Source organism: Streptococcus dentapri (assembly GCF_042649885.1).
GTDB lineage: Bacteria > Bacillota > Bacilli > Lactobacillales > Streptococcaceae > Streptococcus > Streptococcus dentapri.
In genome coordinates, this window is sequence record NZ_JBHSAC010000014.1 from 1 (window position 1) to 18386 (window position 18386).

Below are 18386 nucleotides of genomic sequence, written 5' to 3' on the forward strand. Positions count from 1 at the left end.
TTTTAGTATACTCCTAAACAGAGCAAAAAGCTCTTAGAAATGCAATTCCAAGAGCTTTGTCTTCAGTCTGTGCCATAGTCTTTGGGACTATGGCTTTCTTTTTGTTTTTTGTGTTTATTGATAAAGTTGATGGAGGTAAGATATGTATAAAGGTAAAAAGGGGATTGCTGAATTATTTGATGTTCCTATCAAAACTTTGAATAATGATTTGACAGAAATGAGAAAATTATCTCAATTTCAAGGTTATATTTTGAAGCCATCTCATAAAAGAGTGTATATAAATGTTGAGGGGTATTTGAAGTACTTAAGGTATAAACAGGATAATAGAGAGAGCTCTATGTAGATGTGGTATAATAGTTATACTACATAACTTTTCTTAGGGAGAAGGAGAGGCTATGTTTTTTAAACTTTTAGAAAATGGTAAATACCGATATTATGAAAAATTTTATGATGGTAGAGAGGAGAAATGGAAGCAGGTTTCTGTTACTTTAAAATCAAAATCTAGAGTATCTCAAGCAGAAGCGAAAAGAAGATTGGCTGTTAAAATTGATAGAGTATTGTCTGCACCAACTAAAGAGGAGTTAACTCATCAAAGAATAGTCAATATGACCTTTAGCCAGTTGCTTGAAGAATGGAAAGATATTCGTCAAAATGAAGTAAAACCAGCGAGTTTAAAATCGGAAATGAGTTGTCTAGGCTATTTTTTGAAAAAGTTGGGAGATTTAAAACTTTCAGAATATACGACAGAAATGGTACAACATTATTTAATGAGCTTGAGTATAGCTAATGTCACTAGGAAAAACAGAAAGATATATCTTAATGGTATCTTTGGGTATGCCGAGAAAGTGGGGTATATTTCTAGTTCACCTGTAAAAAATGTCGTTATACCTAAAGTAAAGGCTGACTATGAAAAATTAAAAAAGGCTCAGGAGCATTATATTAGTAAAGATGAATTAAGTTTGGTGCTTGCTTATTGTGAAGATCATAATAAAAATAAACGCTATGCTTTAGCTATGGAGTTTATTTTCTTAACAGGATTAAGATTTGCGGAATTTATTGGTGTACGTTATGAGGATGTGGATTTTAAAAATCGATTGTTAAAGATTGACCATACTATAGATTATATATCCCATAAGTATGATGAGAGGGTATTGCAAACGACAAAAACTGTAGGATCTGTTAGAACAATTATTTTATCAGAGCGTTGTTTTGAGATTATTGATTATTTTAAAGCAAATTGTTTGGATAATGTGTTTATTTTTGTGACAGATAAAGGGCAAATTATGCGACAGCCTAAACTGTATCAATTTGTGAAAGACAGATGTGATACGGTTCTTGGTAAAGGTAGGGCGTATAATATTCATATGTTAAGGCATTCTCATATTAGTTTATTGGCTGAGTTAGGTGTTCCCGTAAAGGCTATTATGGAGCGTGTTGGGCATGTTGATGAATCAATTACTTTGAGAATTTATAGTCATGTGACACAGAATATACATGATGAGGTTGAAGAGAAACTCAATCAAATTTCTTTATGAAAACTAACCATGAGATTAACCATTAATTAACCATAGCAGGAGAAATTATTGGGAAATATTGGGAGGTATTGGAATTTGAAAATTATATAGTATGACGGGTAAGGAACTATTGGGAAATAAGAGGAATTATAAAAACAAATTATGAAAATTTTTGATACGCATACCCATTTGAATATTGATGATTTTGCTGGTCGCGAGGATGAGGAGCTGACCTTGGCCAAAGAATTTGGTGTAGTCCGCCACAATGTGGTTGGTTTTGATGCGCCTACCATCAGGCGTGCCCTCGAATTGACTGAGCTCTACCCAGAGATTTATGCCACCATCGGCTGGCATCCGACCGAGGCAGGTTCTTATACGCAGGAAGTTGAAGATATGATCGTCAGTCACTTGAAGAATCCAAAAGTTGTTGCTCTGGGGGAGATTGGTTTGGATTACTACTGGATGGAAGACTCTCAGGAAGTGCAGGTTGAGATTTTTAAGCGTCAGATTCAGCTGTCCAAAGATTATAATCTTCCCTTTGTTGTGCATACTCGCGATGCCCTTCAAGACACTTATGAGATCATCAAAGAGGTCGGAGTGGGATCTCGCGGTGGCATTATGCACTCTTACTCGGGTTCCTTGGAAATGGCAGAGCGCTTTGTTGATTTAGGCATGATGATTTCATTTTCAGGTGTGGTCACCTTTAAGAAGGCCTTGGACGTTCAAGAAGCAGCTACAGCTTTACCTTTGGATAAAATCCTAGTGGAGACAGATGCGCCCTATTTGGCACCGGTTCCCAAGCGCGGCCGTGAAAACCGCACTGCTTACACTCGCTACGTCGTGGACAAAATCGCAGAACTTCGCGGCCTAACAACCGAAGAAGTCGCGGCAGCGACTTATGACAATGCCATGCGAATTTTTGGATTGAAGGATTAGTGCGAACGAAGTGAACAGACTTAGAAACAGCTGTACTGTGGCTTAAGATCATTCGCAAAACCATTGGCTGGGGGAATTGATGAGACCATAGTCGTCTCATCGGCTAAGCATGCGACAGCCTTGCTGGCTGCTGCCGCCCCAACCACCTAAGGAGGTGTTCAAAAAAATAAAATAATGGAAAACAAAATAAAAATACAAGAAGTCCTTGTTGTCGAAGGCAAGGATGATACTGCAAATGTCCGCCGTTTCTACGATGTAGATACCTATGAAACGAGGGGGTCTGCGATTAGAGATGATGATTTGGAGCGTATTAACCGCTTAAATGACCTACGAGGGGTCATCGTTTTCACTGATCCAGATTATAATGGCGAACGCATTCGTAAAATTATCATGGAAGCTGTACCAACTGCTAAACATGCCTTCCTCAATCGTGATGAGGCTAAACCCAGATCCAAAACCAAGGGGCGTTCTCTTGGCGTTGAACACGCTTCTTTTGACGATTTACAAAAGGCCCTGTCCGGAGTGTTGGGTAGTTATGATGACGACAATCACTTTGACATCACCAAATCTGACCTCATGCGGCTAGGCCTTCTCATGGACTCAGACAGCCGCAGGCGCCGCGAATACCTGGGTGAAAAACTGCGCATTGGCTACACCAACGGCAAGCAGCTCCTCAAACGCTTAGAGCTCTTTGGAGTGACTCTGGCAGAAGTTGAGGAAGTGATGGCAGATTATCAAGAAAGTTAAAAATTGGAGGAAAATGGCTACAATCAAATTAGAAAGAGGCACAAAAGGTGCTAATATGTTTCGGAAATTTAAAGTTTTCATCGATGATGACTGTGTTGGAAAGATTAAGAGAGGAGAAAGACTGGAATTTTCTGTTCCAGAAGGTACGCATAAGATTTATTGCAAGATTGACTGGGAACAAAGCAACACCTTAACAGTTAATGCCCCAGCTGAAGGTGTTGATCTACTTGTTAATTCAAAAGGAGCAAGCGAATCTAGTTTTAGAAGTCTGATTCCTGTCGATGGTAGGGATAAGTACCTTGTACTTATTCAACGCTAAACTAGGGAAAAGACATGATTAGGCTAATGACGATGAATGCTTACGATGCTTAATATTTGGATGTTTCGAAAGAAGGGCTTGCTGTCTTTTAACCGCAAGCCGATAACTTGTTTAGCGGCGATTGAGGGGAGTTTATAATTGAAGAAATTATATCTATATGTTTTGGACGGCATGGCAGATTGGGAACACGGTTATTTGTTACAAGCTTTGACTTTGCAGTCGAACTTACCAAAGCAGAAAGTTATGTTGCAAACAGTAGGATTAACAAAGAAACCGATAACAACAGCCGCTGGTATGCTCATCGTTCCTGATATCTCTTTGGATGATATGGAGCTGGAAAATGCGGCTGCCCTCATTTTGATAGGAGCAGATACTTGGCTGCAGTCAGAACAATCGGCAGTCTTAGAAATTGCCAGCTGTTTGTTAGAAAAAGGAATACTTGTTGCAGCTATCTGCGGTGCGACTCTAGGGCTGGCAGATCGTTGTGAGTTAAATACACGTTTTCACACGAGTAATGCCCCTTTTTATCCAGAAATGAGTCCTAATTATAGTGGTCAAAATTATTATAGAGAAGATGTAGCTGTTGGTGATGGTAATCTTATCACAGCAAGTTCGGCCGGCTCTTTACTTTGGGCAAAACTCATTATTGAAAAATTGGATTTGTATTCTAGTGAAACAGTTGCAGCTTGGTTTGACTATTTCTCTACGGGGGATATTTCGGCTTATGCTAGATTGATGTCCTCATTATCAGAGTAGGTAAATAGCTATGATGAAGAAAGTCGCCCTCTTGCGCGGTGTCACACCTGTTTGTAAAAATAAAATTCCTAAGATGTCTTATCTGGCAGAAATCTTGACGAAAGCAGGTCTAACATCTGTTCAAACCTATATCCAGAGCGGAAACATCATATGTGAGACGGATTTGTCAGATGAAAAACTCAGTCAGCTTATCCATATAACGATCAAAGACAAAATCGGTGCAGACTTGGCTGTTATCCTCAAAAATCAGCCGGAGTTAGAACAGGCTGTTTCGGAGAATCCCTTTGATGAAGGCTACGATCTCTCCCGTATTCACTTGGTTTTTACCAATGGTGAGCTAAATGTCGAAAAATTAAATGCGTTATTGCAACAAGACTTTGCTGATGAGGAACTCCGCAGAGACAGTCAGTGTCTCTATATGTACCTGCCTAGAGAGGCTAGCAAGAAAAAGCTCAACACCAATTATTTAGAAAAACAGCTGGGGATTACAGCGACGATGAGAAAATTAAGTGTTGTGTCACGATTGAGTGAGATGTGAGTCTATCACTAGTGCTATATAGATTGCCAAAGAATACTATTTTCATATCATGGCAATAGAACCGGTGGACAAGGCTTTTCAAGCGGGTTATCTGCATGTGAGAAAGCCTGTCGAAAAATTTTCGGAGATCATCGCATAAGAATGCAGAAAGAGTCAATAGTGACAGACTCTGCTTTTTATTTGTGTTACAATAAGAGAGTAAAAAATTCCTTTATTATAATAAAGGCTCTAGCAATTAAGGTTGAATTATATAAGTGTTCGGAAGTGATAGTTATGAAAGTGAGAAAATTTAATGAAATTTGAACCAGAGATTGCTAGAGATATTTTATTGGATATTGAAAAACTACAGCAAGATTCAAATCCTTTTAGGTTCTCAATACCCGAAGAATTCGATAGAGCGAAAAAATATGATATGGATACAATTGCATATCACTGCAATCTTCTTGAAGAAGCAGGATTTTTAAAATGGGATCCTATATATGGAAATAACGAACTACAAATGGGGATTATTGATGGTCTCACTTATGATGGACACCAGTTCCTAGATTCTATAAGAAGCCCAAAGGTATGGAGAGAAACTAAATCTCGCGCTGAAAAATTAGGAGCATTTACAATAGAAGTTATATCACAAATAGCGTCGAATATTATTTCAGATACGATTAAATGATAAATATTGAGAATAAAGGATTTTTATGAGAATCGCAGACAAAGCTGTTACCCGTGCCGTCCTTGAGCGTCATGGATTTACTTTTAAGAAATCATTTGGTCAGAACTTTTTGACCGATACCAATATTTTACAGAAGATTGTGGATACGGCAGAGATTGACCAGAATGCCAATGTCATCGAGATCGGTCCTGGAATCGGAGCTCTTACTGAGTTTTTGGCGGAGAGTGCTGCCGAAGTCATGGCCTTTGAGATTGATGACCGGCTGATTCCGATTTTAGCAGATACTCTGCGTGATTTTGATAATGTAAAAATTGTTAACGAGGATATTCTAAAGTCTGATTTGCAAACTCGTATTAAAGATTTCGCCAATCCTGATTTGCCAATCAAAGTGGTCGCCAATCTTCCCTACTACATCACCACCCCCATCCTCATGCACCTGATTGAGAGTAAGATTCTCTTCAGTGAGTTTGTGGTCATGATGCAGCGTGAGGTGGCCGACCGCATTTCTGCCGAGCCAAACACCAAGGCTTATGGTTCTCTGTCCATTGCGGTGCAGTACTACATGGAGGCTAAGGTGGCTTTCATCGTGCCGCGTACCGTTTTTGTACCCGCTCCAAATGTTGACTCAGCTATTTTGAAAATGGTGCGCCGCGATCAGCCCTTGGTCAAGGTTCAAGATGAAGACTTCTTTTTTGACATCACAAAAGCAGCCTTCGTCCACCGTCGTAAGACTTTGTGGAATAATCTGACCAATCGCTTCGGCAAGTCAGAAGAAGTCAAAGCCAAACTGGAACAGGCTTTGGCAGCAGCAGACATCAAGCCCACCATCCGCGGTGAAGCACTGAGCATTACAGACTTTGCCAAGTTATCAGACGCCCTGCAAGAGGCTGATTTGAAGTGAAGGGAAGTCTGTTATGATTAGGTTCAAGTTAATAGCTGGTTTTTGTGCTATTCTTTACTTCATCCAAGCTGTCCTGCATTTCTTGATTTTGCTGGGGCTTCCTCTGGGTGGCTTCTTTTTTGGCGGGCTTTATACTGTCTTCCCGCTTTGGCTGAGACCAGCCAATCTCTTTTTTGCCCTGGTTTGGTTGTTTTTTGCTTATTTTTACTTGACTTATGGGCAAATGCTTCCAAACCGCTGGACAAAAGCAAGGCAAGACCTTGTCATGGCCATGATGACAGGTCTGTCTCTGTTAGCAACTGTTTTTAATCTCTTTATCAGCAGCAGTCCGCTTGAAAAGTATGGAACAGGCAGTATGACAGCCTTGACTTTTTTCTGCAGTGTTTGGCTGATAATCTTATCAAAAGACCCTCACCTGTAATGGGTGAGGGTCTTAAGTATCATTAAGGAAAGGACGGGATTTGAACCCGCGTGTGAACAAAGTCCACTTGCCGGATTTCGAGTCCGGTGCCGTACCAAGCTGGGCCACCTTTCCATGGTAAAAATAAGAAATGCCTAGATGAGACTAGACATGGTTATCAATTGTTATCAATGCTCGCCTACCTTAATTAACAGGCACTGATAGAATGCGGAGAAAGGGATTTGAACCCTCACGCCCGAAAGGGCACATGCGCCTGAAGCATGCGTGTCTGCCGTTCCACCATCTCCGCGAATATAACTATTATAACCAATTATCTAAAAATTGCAAGTTTGGTTTCAAACCAACGAGGGGCCGCTTTTTATGATATAATATGTCCATAAAATTGAAGAAGGAGCTCATTTGCAAGGAAGAATTATCAAGGCTTTAGCAGGCTTTTATTATATCGAATCTGATGGCCAACTCTATCGGACTCGAGCGCGTGGTAATTTCAGAAAAAAAGGTCGAACTCCCTATGTTGGAGACTTAGTGGATTTTTCCGCGGAGGAGAATTCCGAAGGCTACATTTTAAAAATTCATAAACGCCGCAACAGTCTGGTGCGCCCTCCCATTGTCAATATCGATCAGGCAGTAGTCCTCATGTCAGCCAAGGAACCGGACTTCAATAGCAATCTTTTAGACCGTTTTTTGGTGCTTTTGGAGCACAAACAGATACGTCCGATCGTCTACATCTCCAAGATGGATTTACTGAAATCAGTTGATGAGATGGTAGCTCTAAGGAACCATTATCAGGCCATTGGTTATGATTTTTTCTGGTCTTTGGAAGAGCTCTTGCCCAGACTTGCTGGTCAGATAACAGTCTTCATGGGACAAACAGGCGTTGGAAAGTCAACCTTGCTCAATCGAATTGCTCCGGACTTAAATTTAGAGACAAACGAGATTTCTGACAGTCTGGGTCGGGGGCGTCATACCACTCGTGCAGTTAGCTTTTATGATATTCAGGGAGGAAAAATTGCTGATACTCCCGGTTTTTCTTCTATCGATTATCAGATAGATAATGCGGAGGACTTGAGCGAGGCTTTCCCAGAGATCCGCAAGGCTAGTCATGACTGTAAATTTCGCTCCTGCACCCATACACATGAACCGGGTTGTGCCGTCAAAGAAGCTTTGAAGGCAGGTCATATCTGGCAGGAGCGCTATGATAATTACCTGCAATTTCTGAGTGAAATTGAGAATCGCCGCGAAACGTATAAGAAGGTCATCAAAAGAAAGTAGGTTTTTAATGATTAATAAAATTGCGCCATCCATTTTAGCTGCGGATTATGCCAATTTTGCGACTGAACTGCAACGTATCGATGCCACTGGTGCTGAATATGTCCATATAGATATTATGGATGGACAATTTGTTCCCAATATCAGCTTTGGAGCGGATGTAGTAGCTAGTATGCGAAAGCACAGCAAGCTGGTTTTTGACTGTCATTTGATGGTGGTCAATCCTGAGCGCTATGTTGAGGCTTTCGCCCAAGCCGGTGCCGATATTATGACTATTCATGTCGAGGCTACCCAACATATCCACGGGGCTCTGCAAAAAATTAAAGCGGCCGGGATGAAAGCTGGTGTTGTTATCAATCCAGGAACACCCGTTGCAGCTTTGGCGCCTGTCTTAAGTCTGGCAGACCAAATCTTGATCATGACCGTAAATCCCGGTTTTGGCGGTCAAGCCTTTATTCCTGAAGCTTTGGACAAGGTTAAGACGGTCGCTGCTTGGCGTCAGGAGGGCAACTACCGCTATGATATTGAGGTTGATGGCGGCCTTGATAATCATACCATTAAGGCCTGTCTTGAGGCGGGAGCCAATATCTTTGTGACGGGATCATACCTATTCAAGGCTAGTGATCTGACGGCTCAGGTTCAGACCTTACGAGATGCTCTCGATGACTAAGGTCGCACTTCTGGCAGGGGGAGAGCCGGCCAAACTCCCCAACGATTTTGATATCTATGTTGGTATTGATCGTGGTAGTTTGAGGTTATTGGAGCAGGGCCTGCCTCTTGATTTAGCTATCGGTGATTTTGATTCGGTGACCCAAGCAGAATTTGCTAGCATTACCAGTCAAGCTCAGAAGCTCATCACGGCTCCCAGAGAAAAGAATGATACCGATACAGGCTTGGCTGTTAAAGCTGTTTTTGAGCATTATCCCCAAGCTGAGATTACTATTTTTGGTGCCTTTGGCGGACGTTTGGACCATTTGATGTCCAATATCTTCCTCCCCAGTAATCCTGATATTGCTCCCTATATGCAGCAGATTATTTTGGCGGACAGTCAGAACCAGGTTAGCTTTCGTCCGGCTGGTTGTCACCAGATTTACCAACTTGCAGGTATGACTTATATCGCTTTTATGACCTCAGATGATGCCGATTTACGTATAAAGGGCGCTAAGTATGAGTTGACTGAGGATAATTTCTTTAAAAGAAAAATATATTCCAGCAATGAATTTGCGGATAAACCTATTGAGGTCGCTGTTTCAACTGGCTATGTAATCATTATTCAGACCAAGGACGGGAGATGAGATGACGGTAATTTTAATGGTGCTTGCTTTAGCATGTTTAGGCTTCTTAATTTTCTTAACGATGAAAATAACAGCACTATCTCAACAGCTGGAGAAAAAGCTAGATGATAATGCTGACAATCTTTCTGAACAAGTCTCCTACCAATTGGATTTAGCTCAGAAAGATCAGTCGCTAGCACTCAATCAACACTTCAGTCGCTTGCAGGCCGATCTTTATCAGCAACTAGCTGATATTCGCGATGTTCTTCATCAAAATTTAAGTGACAGTCGGGACCGTTCGGATCAACGTCTGGAATTGATCAATCAAAATCTAACGGCCACAGTCAAAGAGATGCAGACTTCCAATGAAAAGCGTTTGGATCAAATGCGTCGGACGGTAGAGGAAAAATTAGAAAAAACCTTGCAAACCCGTCTGCAGACCTCTTTTGAAACCGTGTCTAAGCAGCTGGAGTCAGTCAATCAAGGACTGGGTGAAATGAAAACGGTCGCCCAAGATGTCGGAACCTTAAATAAGGTGCTCTCCAACACAAAGACGCGCGGAATCATGGGAGAGTTGCAATTGGGGCAAATCATCGAGGACATTATGAGCATTAATCAGTATGAACGAGAATTTGCTACGATTAAAGGCTCCAGTGAGCGCGTAGAGTATGCCATTAAACTGCCGGGGACGAATCGAGAGGATTATATTTATTTGCCGATCGATTCCAAGTTCCCGCTGGAAGATTATTATCGCTTAGAGGATGCTTACGAAGCGGGGTCCAGTGAGCAAATTGAGGCCTATCGTAAATCGCTTTTAACAAGCATTAGAAATTTTGCTAAGGATATCCGCAGCAAATACCTCAACCCGCCGGAAACGACCAATTTTGGAATTATGTTCCTACCAACTGAAGGGCTTTATTCGGAAGTAGTTCGCAATGCAGCCTTCTTTGATAGTTTGCGTCGGGATGAAAATATTGTTGTAGCAGGTCCTAGCACCCTATCAGCTCTGCTAAATTCTCTGTCGGTTGGTTTCAAGACTCTAAATATCCAGCAAAATGCTGATGATATTTCCAAAGTTTTGGGAAATGTTAAAACAGAATTTAATAAATTTGGCGGTATGCTGGCCAAAGCTCAAAAACAGCTCAATACAGCCAGTAAGACAGTTGATAGCCTGCTGACAACTCGAACAAACGCCATCATCAGAGCCCTGAATACGGTGGAGGACTATCAAGACTCCGCCACTCAGTCTCTGCTAAATATCCCTCAGATAGAAGGGGAGGACACCTATGAAAATTAGTCAAATGAAAAAAGGTGAGCTCTTTGAAGGTTTTTACCTGATTAAAAAGGTTGAGCTCCGCAAAACTCGTGCCGGTAAGGATTACCTTGCTCTAACTTTTCAGGATGATTCCGGTGAGATTTCGGGTAATCTCTGGGATGCTCAACCTCATAATGTTGAAGAATTTACTGCTGGTAAGGTTGTTCACATGCAAGGCCGCCGTGAGGTTTATAATGGGATGCCCCAAGTCAATCAGATTAGTCTTCGTGATGTCAAAGAGGGTGAGCCTCATGATCCGGCTGATTTTAGGGAAAAATCTCCTGTCAATATTGAAGAAATCAGAGATTACCTTGAAGGTATGATGTTTAAAATTGAGAATGCCACCTGGCAGCGCATCGTCCGTACTCTCTATCGCAAATTTGATAAGGAATTTTTTACCTACCCAGCAGCCAAGGTCAATCATCATGCTTTTGAAAACGGTCTTGCCTATCATACAGCGACCATGGTCCGTTTGGCTGATAGCATCGGGGATATCTATCCTAATCTTAATAAAAGTCTGCTCTTTGCAGGAATCATGCTCCATGACCTAGCTAAATGTATCGAATTATCTGGCATTGATGGTACGGAATATACTATCAGGGGGAATCTCATCGGTCATATTTCTCTGGTCAATGAAGAAATTACCAAGGCTATCTTAGAGCTTAATATTGCAGATGATCGTGAAGATGTCACTGTTTTAAGGCATGTCCTCCTCAGTCACCACGGACAATTAGAATACGGTAGCCCTGTCCGCCCGCGCATTATGGAAGCTGAAATTATCCACATGATTGATAATATTGATGCTGAAATGATGATGATGACAACGGCTCTCTCCCAAGTGAGCGAAGGTGAAATGACCAGCCGGCTCTTTGCTTTAGATAATCGTTCCTTCTATAAACCTAAATTTTAACTTTTCAAAAGACGAACATTTTTATTAATGTTCGTTTTTTGCTGATTTTTATGCTATAATAAGGAAAAAGAATAAGAAATGAGAAAAAAATGAAGTTAAGAAGAAGCGAACGTATGGTTGTTATTTCAAACTACTTAATCAACAACCCCTATACTTTGACCAGCTTGAATACTTTTGCTGAAAAGTACGAAGCTGCTAAATCTTCTATTTCAGAAGATATCGCTATCATCAAGCGTGCCTTCGAAAACAGTCACATTGGTGTTATCCAAACGGTGACCGGTGCTAGTGGCGGTGTTATTTTTACACCTACCATTTCAGAAGATGATGCTAAAGCCATTGTAACAGAGCTTTGCCAGCGGCTGTCGGAGAGCGATCGGATCCTTCCAGGCGGTTATATCTACCTTTCCGATCTACTCAGTACTCCAAGTATTTTACAAAATGTCGGCCGCATTATTGCCAGCAGTTTTGCTGGTGAGAAAATTGATGCTGTCATGACAGTAGCTACTAAGGGGGTGCCGCTTGCTAATGCGGTTGCCAATGTTTTGAATGTACCCTTTGTTATTGTCCGCCGCGATTTGAAAATCACAGAAGGTTCAACCGTATCGGTCAACTATGCCAGCGGTTCTAGTGACCGTATCGAAAAAATGTTCTTATCCAAGCGCAGTCTCAAGCCCAACAGTAGGGTGCTGATTGTTGATGACTTCCTAAAAGGCGGGGGAACAATTAGTGGAATGATCAGTCTCCTGAAGGAGTTTGAAAGTGAGCTGGTCGGCGTTGCTGTCTTTGCTTCCAATGCTCAAGCTAAACGCAGCAATTTTGTTGATTATAAATCCTTGCTAAAAGTAACTAAGATCGATACCAAAGCTAATAAAGTGCAAGTTGAGCTGGGTAATATATTTGATAAATAAATGAGTCAAATGGTCTGAAGCAATTCTTTTTTTTCTGCACAGTTGATTAGCAGTCTCCCAAATCAGTAAAGCGATCTTACACCCAGTTAATCGTTAGAGTGGTTCAGATATTTCTTTTGGTGATTATTACGCGCAAATCGTAAAATTTCAAAAAATGATAAAAATGTCTATTTTTGTAGTTTTGGGGGTGTGGGAGACTATTTTTAGCTGCCGAAACAAATTTGTAACATTTCTGTAACTGAAATATTGTTGAAATATTATAAAAAAATTAGGATACTATATATAAGTATAATTAGAAAGGAAGGGTTTATTTATGGCTGGACAAATTAAATTGACACCAGATGAATTGCGTACATCAGCTCAGAAGTATACACAGGGTTCACAAAGTGTCCAAGATGTTTTGACATCTCTGACTAATGAACAAGCTGTTATCTCAGAAAACTGGGATGGTACTGCTTTTGATGCTTTTGAAACACAATTCAATGAATTGTCTCCTAAAGTTAGTCAATTTGCGGAATTGCTTGAATCAATCAATACGCAGCTGAATGGTGTTGCTAACACTCTTGAAGAGACTGATAGTAGCATTGCTTCACAAATTAATGGCTAATAGAGGGCTTGAAGGGAGCAGGAAGGGAAAGTCCCTCCCTGCTTTTATTATGTAAGTCAGTAGGTTTTAGTGATTCTAACTGCTGGTTCACATAATAAATAAAAAATTAGAAGGAATAACTGCCGTGAAAAAAAGAGTGCCAAAAGCTCTGAAGCTTATTGGAAATATAGTACTTATTGTTGCCTTATTTTTTGGAACTTTGGGATTGAATATCTGGATGCAGAGAGTTCATAAAGAAGAGGCGACGGCTGAGGCTAATCGCCTAAATATCGCCGTTATTAATGAAGACAGAAGTGTGACGGATAAGAAGGAAACCTATCATCTAGGTGATGATTACATCAAAACGCTAGAGCGAGATGACAGTCAAAATTGGACGGTAACGACACGCTCAACAGCGGAATCAGGATTGAAATCCGGCCGCTACCAGTTAGCGATTTACATTCCTAGCAATTTCTCGTCCAAGGTTCTTGATATTAACAACGTTTTAGTCGATAAAGCAACCGTAACTTATAAAATCAATGCTAAGGGGAGTCAGCAGGTCGAAGCCAAGGCTAAGCAGGCTGGTGATAAAATTGTTTCTGATCTCAACAGCCGTCTGGTTAACATGTATATGGCTTCTGTCCTTGGCAATCTTTACACCGCCCAGCAAAACGCTCAAGCGGTCTCTGAACTGCAGGGCAAGACAATTGGCAGCTATCAGTCGACTCTCTATCAACCAGCTATTAATTTTGAAAATGTTTTTCCAAGTCTGACAGGCTTCTCCAACAGCAGCTTGCAGTCTTCTCTGAGCCTCTCCAAAGCCATGTCAGAGTCGGCTCAAAAGGCTGAACAAGATGGAGTGGATACCTCAGATATGATGCCGACTTTGGCAAGCTTGATCGCTGACTACAGTCAGGGAGATATATCTTCAAAGGAATACACTCAAGGTATAATGCAGATGGATTCCAAAGCACTATCCAACCAACTGTCTGCCATGACTGAGGCCTTGGAAAAATTAGAAGGAGATCAGGCTGGTGTCTCCAGTCTCCTTGGGACAATGCCGCCTGAAGAAGTAGAAGGTTCTGCATCGAAAGCACAAGATAATTCTGATCAGGCTAATAATAACGATGATGGGAAATATCAATCAGAAGGGCCTCAACGCCAGAGCGCTGATGGTGTTCAAGAGGAAGCGGATAACAGTAGTGACAAGGGAACACAAACCTACCAAGAATCCCTAAAACAAGCTTCTTCTCAACTGGATAAACTAGAGAAGCAATTACAATCGGTCAAGGAAAAAAGCGGCGGTCAGATTGTCAAGTCTGTTGAAGATGTGGTCAAGGAAGAACTCGAAAAATACTATGGCAAAGCCCTTAAGCAAGTGACTGTTAAGGATCTTTTGGTAAAAGATGATTCCTTAAATCAAAGCCTGGAGAGCTATCAAACCAGTCTCAATAACCTGGTTTCTCAGTCGGTGAGCGGTCTGCCAGCTGATAAGGTGGCTGATGTTGCCGGCGATTTGAAGGGAGTTACAGATACAGATTATAGCAGCCAGATTACCCAATACGCTGACGATGCACCAGCATCTAGTTATGGCTACAATGCGGGAGATACTGCCGGACTCAAGGCTAATCTGTCTTCTGCAGCCCAAGCAGTCCGTGGCTATGATACAGAAGATGTCAAGGCCTCAACAGAAGTCAAGACCGAGACTCAGGCTAGCTTGAGCTGGGATAAGGATAAAGTGACCATCGAATCTTGGTATGTGACCAAAGAAGATGGTAGTCAAACTGCTCCTGTCAGCCCAGACTCTCCGATTACCGTTGACCTCAGCCAGAACAACACCTTCCACTACAATATCAAGGCTAATAGCGAAGCCCAAGGCAGCGGAGTAGTGAGTGTCAAACTAGGCGGTGTCTCTGTTAATCAAACAGAAGGCAAGACCATTGATGTCAAGGACTATGCGCAAAAAGTCGAAACCTATACTCAGGCCGCCCAGGCTGTAGTGGCAGCTTATAATAATACAGGTAGTTTGCTCAAAGCCTACTATCCTAATGGTGCCGGTCGGTCTGTGACTGATGATTTTCTCAATCAGAGTGCTGAAGACCTCTTAGTCGGTTTGTTAACACCTGCGATTTCAAATGCCCTCAATACGTACTCATCTGATGTAGATGTGAGTCAAGCATTGGAAACCCTGAAAGAAAGTCGTGTTACTCTAGAGGCTAAGTTAAAAGACATCATTTCCACCAATAAAGAGGTGGAGACAGATATTGATAACACCTTAAGTCTCTTGAAGCAGCTTCAACCAGGCGATGCTGGTAAGGTTGATGAGAAGGCAGCTAAGGAGCGTTCAGATAAGTCATCCGATTTATCGAAAAAACTGGCTAAACTTATCTCACAGTCTCAATCTCTCAAAGCCTCTGCTCAGTCCAATGCTCAGGCGGCCTCATCCGTCTCTAAGACCTTTGATTCTTTCAATAAAGCAGCGCAAAAAGCGCAAGAAGACGGTAAGAAACTGTCTGCGGATGCCGAGGTCTTGATGACGAAATTTAATCAGGAGTTATCAGAGACCAATGACTTTGTCAAGTCCTTTAAGGATGTCCTAGACAATGCCTACGATAACGGGGTGCCTAATGAAGCCCTCTTAGAATTTCTGTCCAGCCCTGTTGTTTCACGTTCAACCTCCTATAAATCTCGTGTGACGACTGCTAAGCCTTTTCCTTGGGTATTGCTGCTGGCTGTCATTAGTTTATTTACTGCCTATCTTTTTGCGACGCAGGATCTTATTAGACGTGTAAAGAATCAATTTGCCAAAGGCCTCTTTGCCGACACAGATCCACTTAATGTGGGTACGCTGACAGCTCTAGCCTTAGTTGAAGGGTTGGCTCTAGGGATTGCCTCCGCCCATTTTATGGCCCTAGACCGAGATCTGGTGCCGTCTTGGATTCTGATTTTTATTCTCTTTAGCTTGGTGCTGTTGCACGGTCAATATTTTGTGTTGAGGCACTTGCGCTCACTGGGAATGGGCTTGGTGCTCTACAACTTAGTCAGCTTTATCTATTTCTCCAATGCTCTTGGCGTCAGCTCAGGTTTGACGGGCTGGATGCAGCAGTTAAAACGCTGGAACGTGCTGTCATTGATGGAGAAGACCTTGGCTGCTTATGTTGACAGTATCACGGCAGACGGGAAATTGATTATTCTTTTGCTTCTGGCAGTTGTGGCAGTCATTGCCTTAAATATGCTAGTGCGCTTCCCATGGGAGGACCACTCTCAGGAAGTGTCGGAGAAAGCTTAATAAAATAATACTAATACTCAAAGAAAATTAAAATCAGATCAACTGATAAGCTTATAGATCCTACTAGTAGGGTCAGGCAAAATCAAGGACCTGTCATTTGATTTTCAAAGAGTATGATACATAAGGAGATTATGATGCTTGCTTTGATGAAAGTGCGGTTGGCATTTGAAAATTTATTAAAGCGACGCTGCTTTAAAAACTGTTTAGCGATTGCTCTCGTTTTGGGCTGTTTCCTTTTTTCGCTGAGGGTCTCAGGGATCACAGTCAAAGATAACAGTTTGCGTTTTCAGACTAATCGAGTAGCTCAGGATCAAAATGAAACCCTAGGGCAACAGTCCAAACAAGTCAGGGAACTCTTTAATCCAGAGGAAACACAAAAGCTAAATGAGCGCAAGGATGGCAAGGCTGCCCTCTCTGCTCAGCAGCGCCAACTCTTTCAAACAAGACAGGCGGTGAGAACCAGCCGCAAGCAGAGCCAAACATCGCTTTTTCAAGGCAGCGTCACGCACACACTGGATATTAAGGCCGGACAAGATGAAGACCGCTGGGATATGACAGCGGTCCTATTGTATAGTGGTATTATATCAGTGATCTTAGGAGCGGCAGGAGTGATAAGCTGGTTTGTGGGTCATGGCAGGAGAGAAGGTGAAAAAGAGATAGATGCAGTCGATTAATGTGACAATAGATATGGGCGAGCGGTGTGTGGATCTCAGAATCCCGCGTCGCCTCACCGTTAGACAGCTATATGAGGAATTAAGACAGATTTACCAATTTCCCCAAAAGTCCACTTCTGCTCAGCTTTTGGTGGTTAATAAGGGCTTGGTACTGTCAGAGACCGCCTATCTATCGGATTATCCGATTACGACAGGAGATTATCTGCGTTTAGAGGAGTTTTAGCGTATGGAAGAGCTATTTTACTTTTTAGGACAAGAGTTTACCCTTGTCAAAGATCCCAATATATGGCAGCTGACACTCAAGCGTTCCATGGTCAATTTGACCTATCCGGAACAGCTTGAGCTTTTAGACGCTCCTTCTGCACAACTGCTGCCGCAAACCTATCAAGTTGATGAGGAGACGGTAAGCCTGACTTATGAGGTCCCAAGCTTAGGGCGCAGCTTTGGAGAGGTTCAAGCTTTGCCTATGTCCGAGCAGCTGCGTTTTTCCCTCAATATTCTTTCGCTTGCTGAGGTGACCAGCTACCCATTTGGCTTGATTCTCCACCCTGCCAACCTCTTTATTACCAAGGATTTAACCCTCCAACTGGCTTATCGCAGTCTTCAGGGGCTGATGGTGCCCGTGAGTTTCACTGCCGAGGATTTTCTGAGACAGGCTAAGGCGCTTATCGTCAGCCTCTTTATGAAAGCCGATTTCACCAAGCTTTATGATGGGGGTCTGGAAGTGCTCAAGCTGCCGGCTTTTTTGGAGCCTGTTCGAGCAGCTCAAACCTTAGCCGATTTAGAGGCTTATCTGTTGACGCTCTATCAGGAGAAGCTGGCAGAAGCTAGCCGGACCCAGACCTTGGTGTCTAAGCGCCGCTTTTCGGTCTATAAGTACACCACGATTTGGCTGTCGGCTCTGGTGCTTGTGCTCAGTGTTCCCCTAGTCTATCTGGTCTTTTTCCAAAACCCATTTCAGGCGAAGATGCTCCAAGCTGACCAATCCTTCCTCAAAGAAGACTATAGCGGTCTAATCGATGACATGGAGCGCATCAAGCTGGACAAGCTTCCTTACACCCAGAAATATGAGCTGGCCTATGCCTATGTTCAGGGTCTGGACTTTAATGCGGACCAGCGTGAGGTGGTTATGAATAATATTACCCTCAAGTCCGATGAACTCTACTTGGATTACTGGATTCAGATTGGCCGGGGAGACCATAGCGATGCCGTTGACAGTGCCAAGCGCCTGGATGATGTGGATCTGATCCTCTATGCCTTAGCCGAGCAGATCACAGCCACCCGTAAGGATAGTCAGCTGTCTGGGAAGAAACGCAATGAACAACTCTCCCAACTGCAATCGGAGTATGACCAGTACTGGGA

Annotated in this window: 21 protein-coding genes and 2 tRNA genes; 21 read left to right on the forward strand and 2 right to left on the reverse strand. The window is 42.4% G+C overall.

Annotation, left to right across the window (positions count from 1 at the left end):
• Positions 1-142 precede the first annotated feature (142 nt).
• The 10 genes from ACFOSE_RS01595 to ACFOSE_RS01640 all read left to right on the forward strand — a co-directional run bounded on the left by ACFOSE_RS01595 (position 143) and on the right by ACFOSE_RS01640 (position 6799).
• Entirely contained in the window at positions 143-343 is a 201-nt protein-coding gene (locus ACFOSE_RS01595) for a DNA-binding protein (RefSeq protein ID WP_380429622.1), read from the forward strand.
• A gap of 52 nt (positions 344-395) precedes the next feature.
• On the forward strand, positions 396-1535 hold the full coding sequence (locus ACFOSE_RS01600; protein WP_380429624.1) for a tyrosine-type recombinase/integrase: 1140 nt from the start codon (positions 396-398) through the stop codon (positions 1533-1535).
• A 138-nt stretch (positions 1536-1673) separates the two neighbouring features.
• Complete coding sequence (locus ACFOSE_RS01605; RefSeq protein WP_380429667.1) at positions 1674-2450, forward strand: TatD family hydrolase; 777 nt, start codon at positions 1674-1676, stop codon at positions 2448-2450.
• A gap of 174 nt (positions 2451-2624) precedes the next feature.
• Positions 2625-3197, forward strand: coding sequence for a ribonuclease M5 (gene rnmV, locus ACFOSE_RS01610; RefSeq protein ID WP_380429626.1), 573 nt, complete (start codon positions 2625-2627; stop codon positions 3195-3197).
• Between the two features lie 13 nt (positions 3198-3210).
• Positions 3211-3516, forward strand: coding sequence for a hypothetical protein (locus ACFOSE_RS01615; protein ID WP_380429672.1), 306 nt, complete (start codon positions 3211-3213; stop codon positions 3514-3516).
• A 138-nt stretch (positions 3517-3654) separates the two neighbouring features.
• Positions 3655-4272, forward strand: a complete 618-nt coding sequence (locus ACFOSE_RS01620; RefSeq protein WP_380429628.1) for a DJ-1/PfpI family protein — start codon at positions 3655-3657, stop codon at positions 4270-4272.
• Positions 4273-4285: 13 nt separating this feature from the next.
• Positions 4286-4810, forward strand: coding sequence for a DUF1697 domain-containing protein (locus ACFOSE_RS01625; protein WP_380429670.1), 525 nt, complete (start codon positions 4286-4288; stop codon positions 4808-4810).
• A gap of 292 nt (positions 4811-5102) precedes the next feature.
• Positions 5103-5477: a DUF2513 domain-containing protein gene (locus tag ACFOSE_RS01630; protein WP_380429631.1), complete on the forward strand. Its 375-nt coding sequence runs from the start codon at positions 5103-5105 to the stop codon at positions 5475-5477.
• A 25-nt stretch (positions 5478-5502) separates the two neighbouring features.
• Positions 5503-6378, forward strand: a complete 876-nt coding sequence (gene rsmA / locus ACFOSE_RS01635) for a 16S rRNA (adenine(1518)-N(6)/adenine(1519)-N(6))-dimethyltransferase RsmA (RefSeq protein WP_380429634.1) — start codon at positions 5503-5505, stop codon at positions 6376-6378.
• A 13-nt stretch (positions 6379-6391) separates the two neighbouring features.
• Positions 6392-6799 (forward strand): hypothetical protein, encoded by a 408-nt coding sequence (locus ACFOSE_RS01640; protein ID WP_380429636.1) that lies wholly within the window; start codon positions 6392-6394, stop codon positions 6797-6799.
• A 25-nt stretch (positions 6800-6824) separates the two neighbouring features.
• Here the strand turns inward: ACFOSE_RS01640 and ACFOSE_RS01645 are convergent.
• Both ACFOSE_RS01645 and ACFOSE_RS01650 read right to left on the reverse strand, forming a co-directional pair.
• Positions 6825-6913 (reverse strand) — tRNA-Ser (locus ACFOSE_RS01645).
• A 92-nt stretch (positions 6914-7005) separates the two neighbouring features.
• Positions 7006-7088, reverse strand: a tRNA-Leu gene (locus ACFOSE_RS01650).
• A 110-nt stretch (positions 7089-7198) separates the two neighbouring features.
• Here ACFOSE_RS01650 and rsgA point away from each other — a divergent pair.
• From rsgA to essB, 11 genes are all read left to right on the forward strand, one after another.
• Positions 7199-8071 carry a ribosome small subunit-dependent GTPase A gene (gene rsgA / locus ACFOSE_RS01655; RefSeq protein ID WP_380429638.1) on the forward strand — a complete coding sequence of 291 codons (873 nt, stop codon included), beginning with the start codon at positions 7199-7201 and terminating at the stop codon, positions 8069-8071.
• Between the two features lie 7 nt (positions 8072-8078).
• A complete protein-coding gene (gene rpe, locus ACFOSE_RS01660; RefSeq protein ID WP_380429641.1) occupies positions 8079-8738 on the forward strand; it encodes a ribulose-phosphate 3-epimerase in 660 nt (219 codons plus the stop codon).
• Positions 8731-9363, forward strand: coding sequence for a thiamine diphosphokinase (locus ACFOSE_RS01665; protein WP_380429644.1), 633 nt, complete (start codon positions 8731-8733; stop codon positions 9361-9363). The genes rpe and ACFOSE_RS01665 overlap by 8 nt, the downstream gene beginning before the upstream one ends.
• Before the next feature lies 1 nt (position 9364).
• Positions 9365-10639: a DNA recombination protein RmuC gene (gene rmuC, locus ACFOSE_RS01670; RefSeq protein ID WP_380429646.1), complete on the forward strand. Its 1275-nt coding sequence runs from the start codon at positions 9365-9367 to the stop codon at positions 10637-10639.
• A complete protein-coding gene (locus ACFOSE_RS01675; protein ID WP_380429649.1) occupies positions 10629-11567 on the forward strand; it encodes a 3'-5' exoribonuclease YhaM family protein in 939 nt (312 codons plus the stop codon). Before rmuC ends, ACFOSE_RS01675 begins: the two co-directional genes overlap by 11 nt.
• An 89-nt stretch (positions 11568-11656) precedes the next feature.
• The gene (gene purR / locus ACFOSE_RS01680) at positions 11657-12475 is read left to right on the forward strand and encodes a pur operon repressor (RefSeq protein ID WP_380429651.1); all 819 of its coding nucleotides are present in this window, start codon (positions 11657-11659) and stop codon (positions 12473-12475) included.
• 313 nt (positions 12476-12788) lie between these two features.
• Positions 12789-13082 (forward strand): WXG100 family type VII secretion target, encoded by a 294-nt coding sequence (locus ACFOSE_RS01685; protein WP_380429653.1) that lies wholly within the window; start codon positions 12789-12791, stop codon positions 13080-13082.
• A 124-nt stretch (positions 13083-13206) separates the two neighbouring features.
• Complete coding sequence (gene esaA, locus ACFOSE_RS01690) at positions 13207-16350, forward strand: type VII secretion protein EsaA (RefSeq protein ID WP_380429655.1); 3144 nt, start codon at positions 13207-13209, stop codon at positions 16348-16350.
• A gap of 131 nt (positions 16351-16481) precedes the next feature.
• Positions 16482-17024, forward strand: coding sequence for a type VII secretion protein EssA (gene essA, locus ACFOSE_RS01695; protein WP_380429658.1), 543 nt, complete (start codon positions 16482-16484; stop codon positions 17022-17024).
• 28 nt (positions 17025-17052) lie between these two features.
• Positions 17053-17247 (forward strand): EsaB/YukD family protein, encoded by a 195-nt coding sequence (locus ACFOSE_RS01700; protein WP_380429661.1) that lies wholly within the window; start codon positions 17053-17055, stop codon positions 17245-17247.
• A 3-nt stretch (positions 17248-17250) separates the two neighbouring features.
• Positions 17251-18386: type VII secretion protein EssB (gene essB / locus ACFOSE_RS01705; protein WP_380429664.1), on the forward strand; the 1136-nt coding region annotated here is incomplete at its 3' end.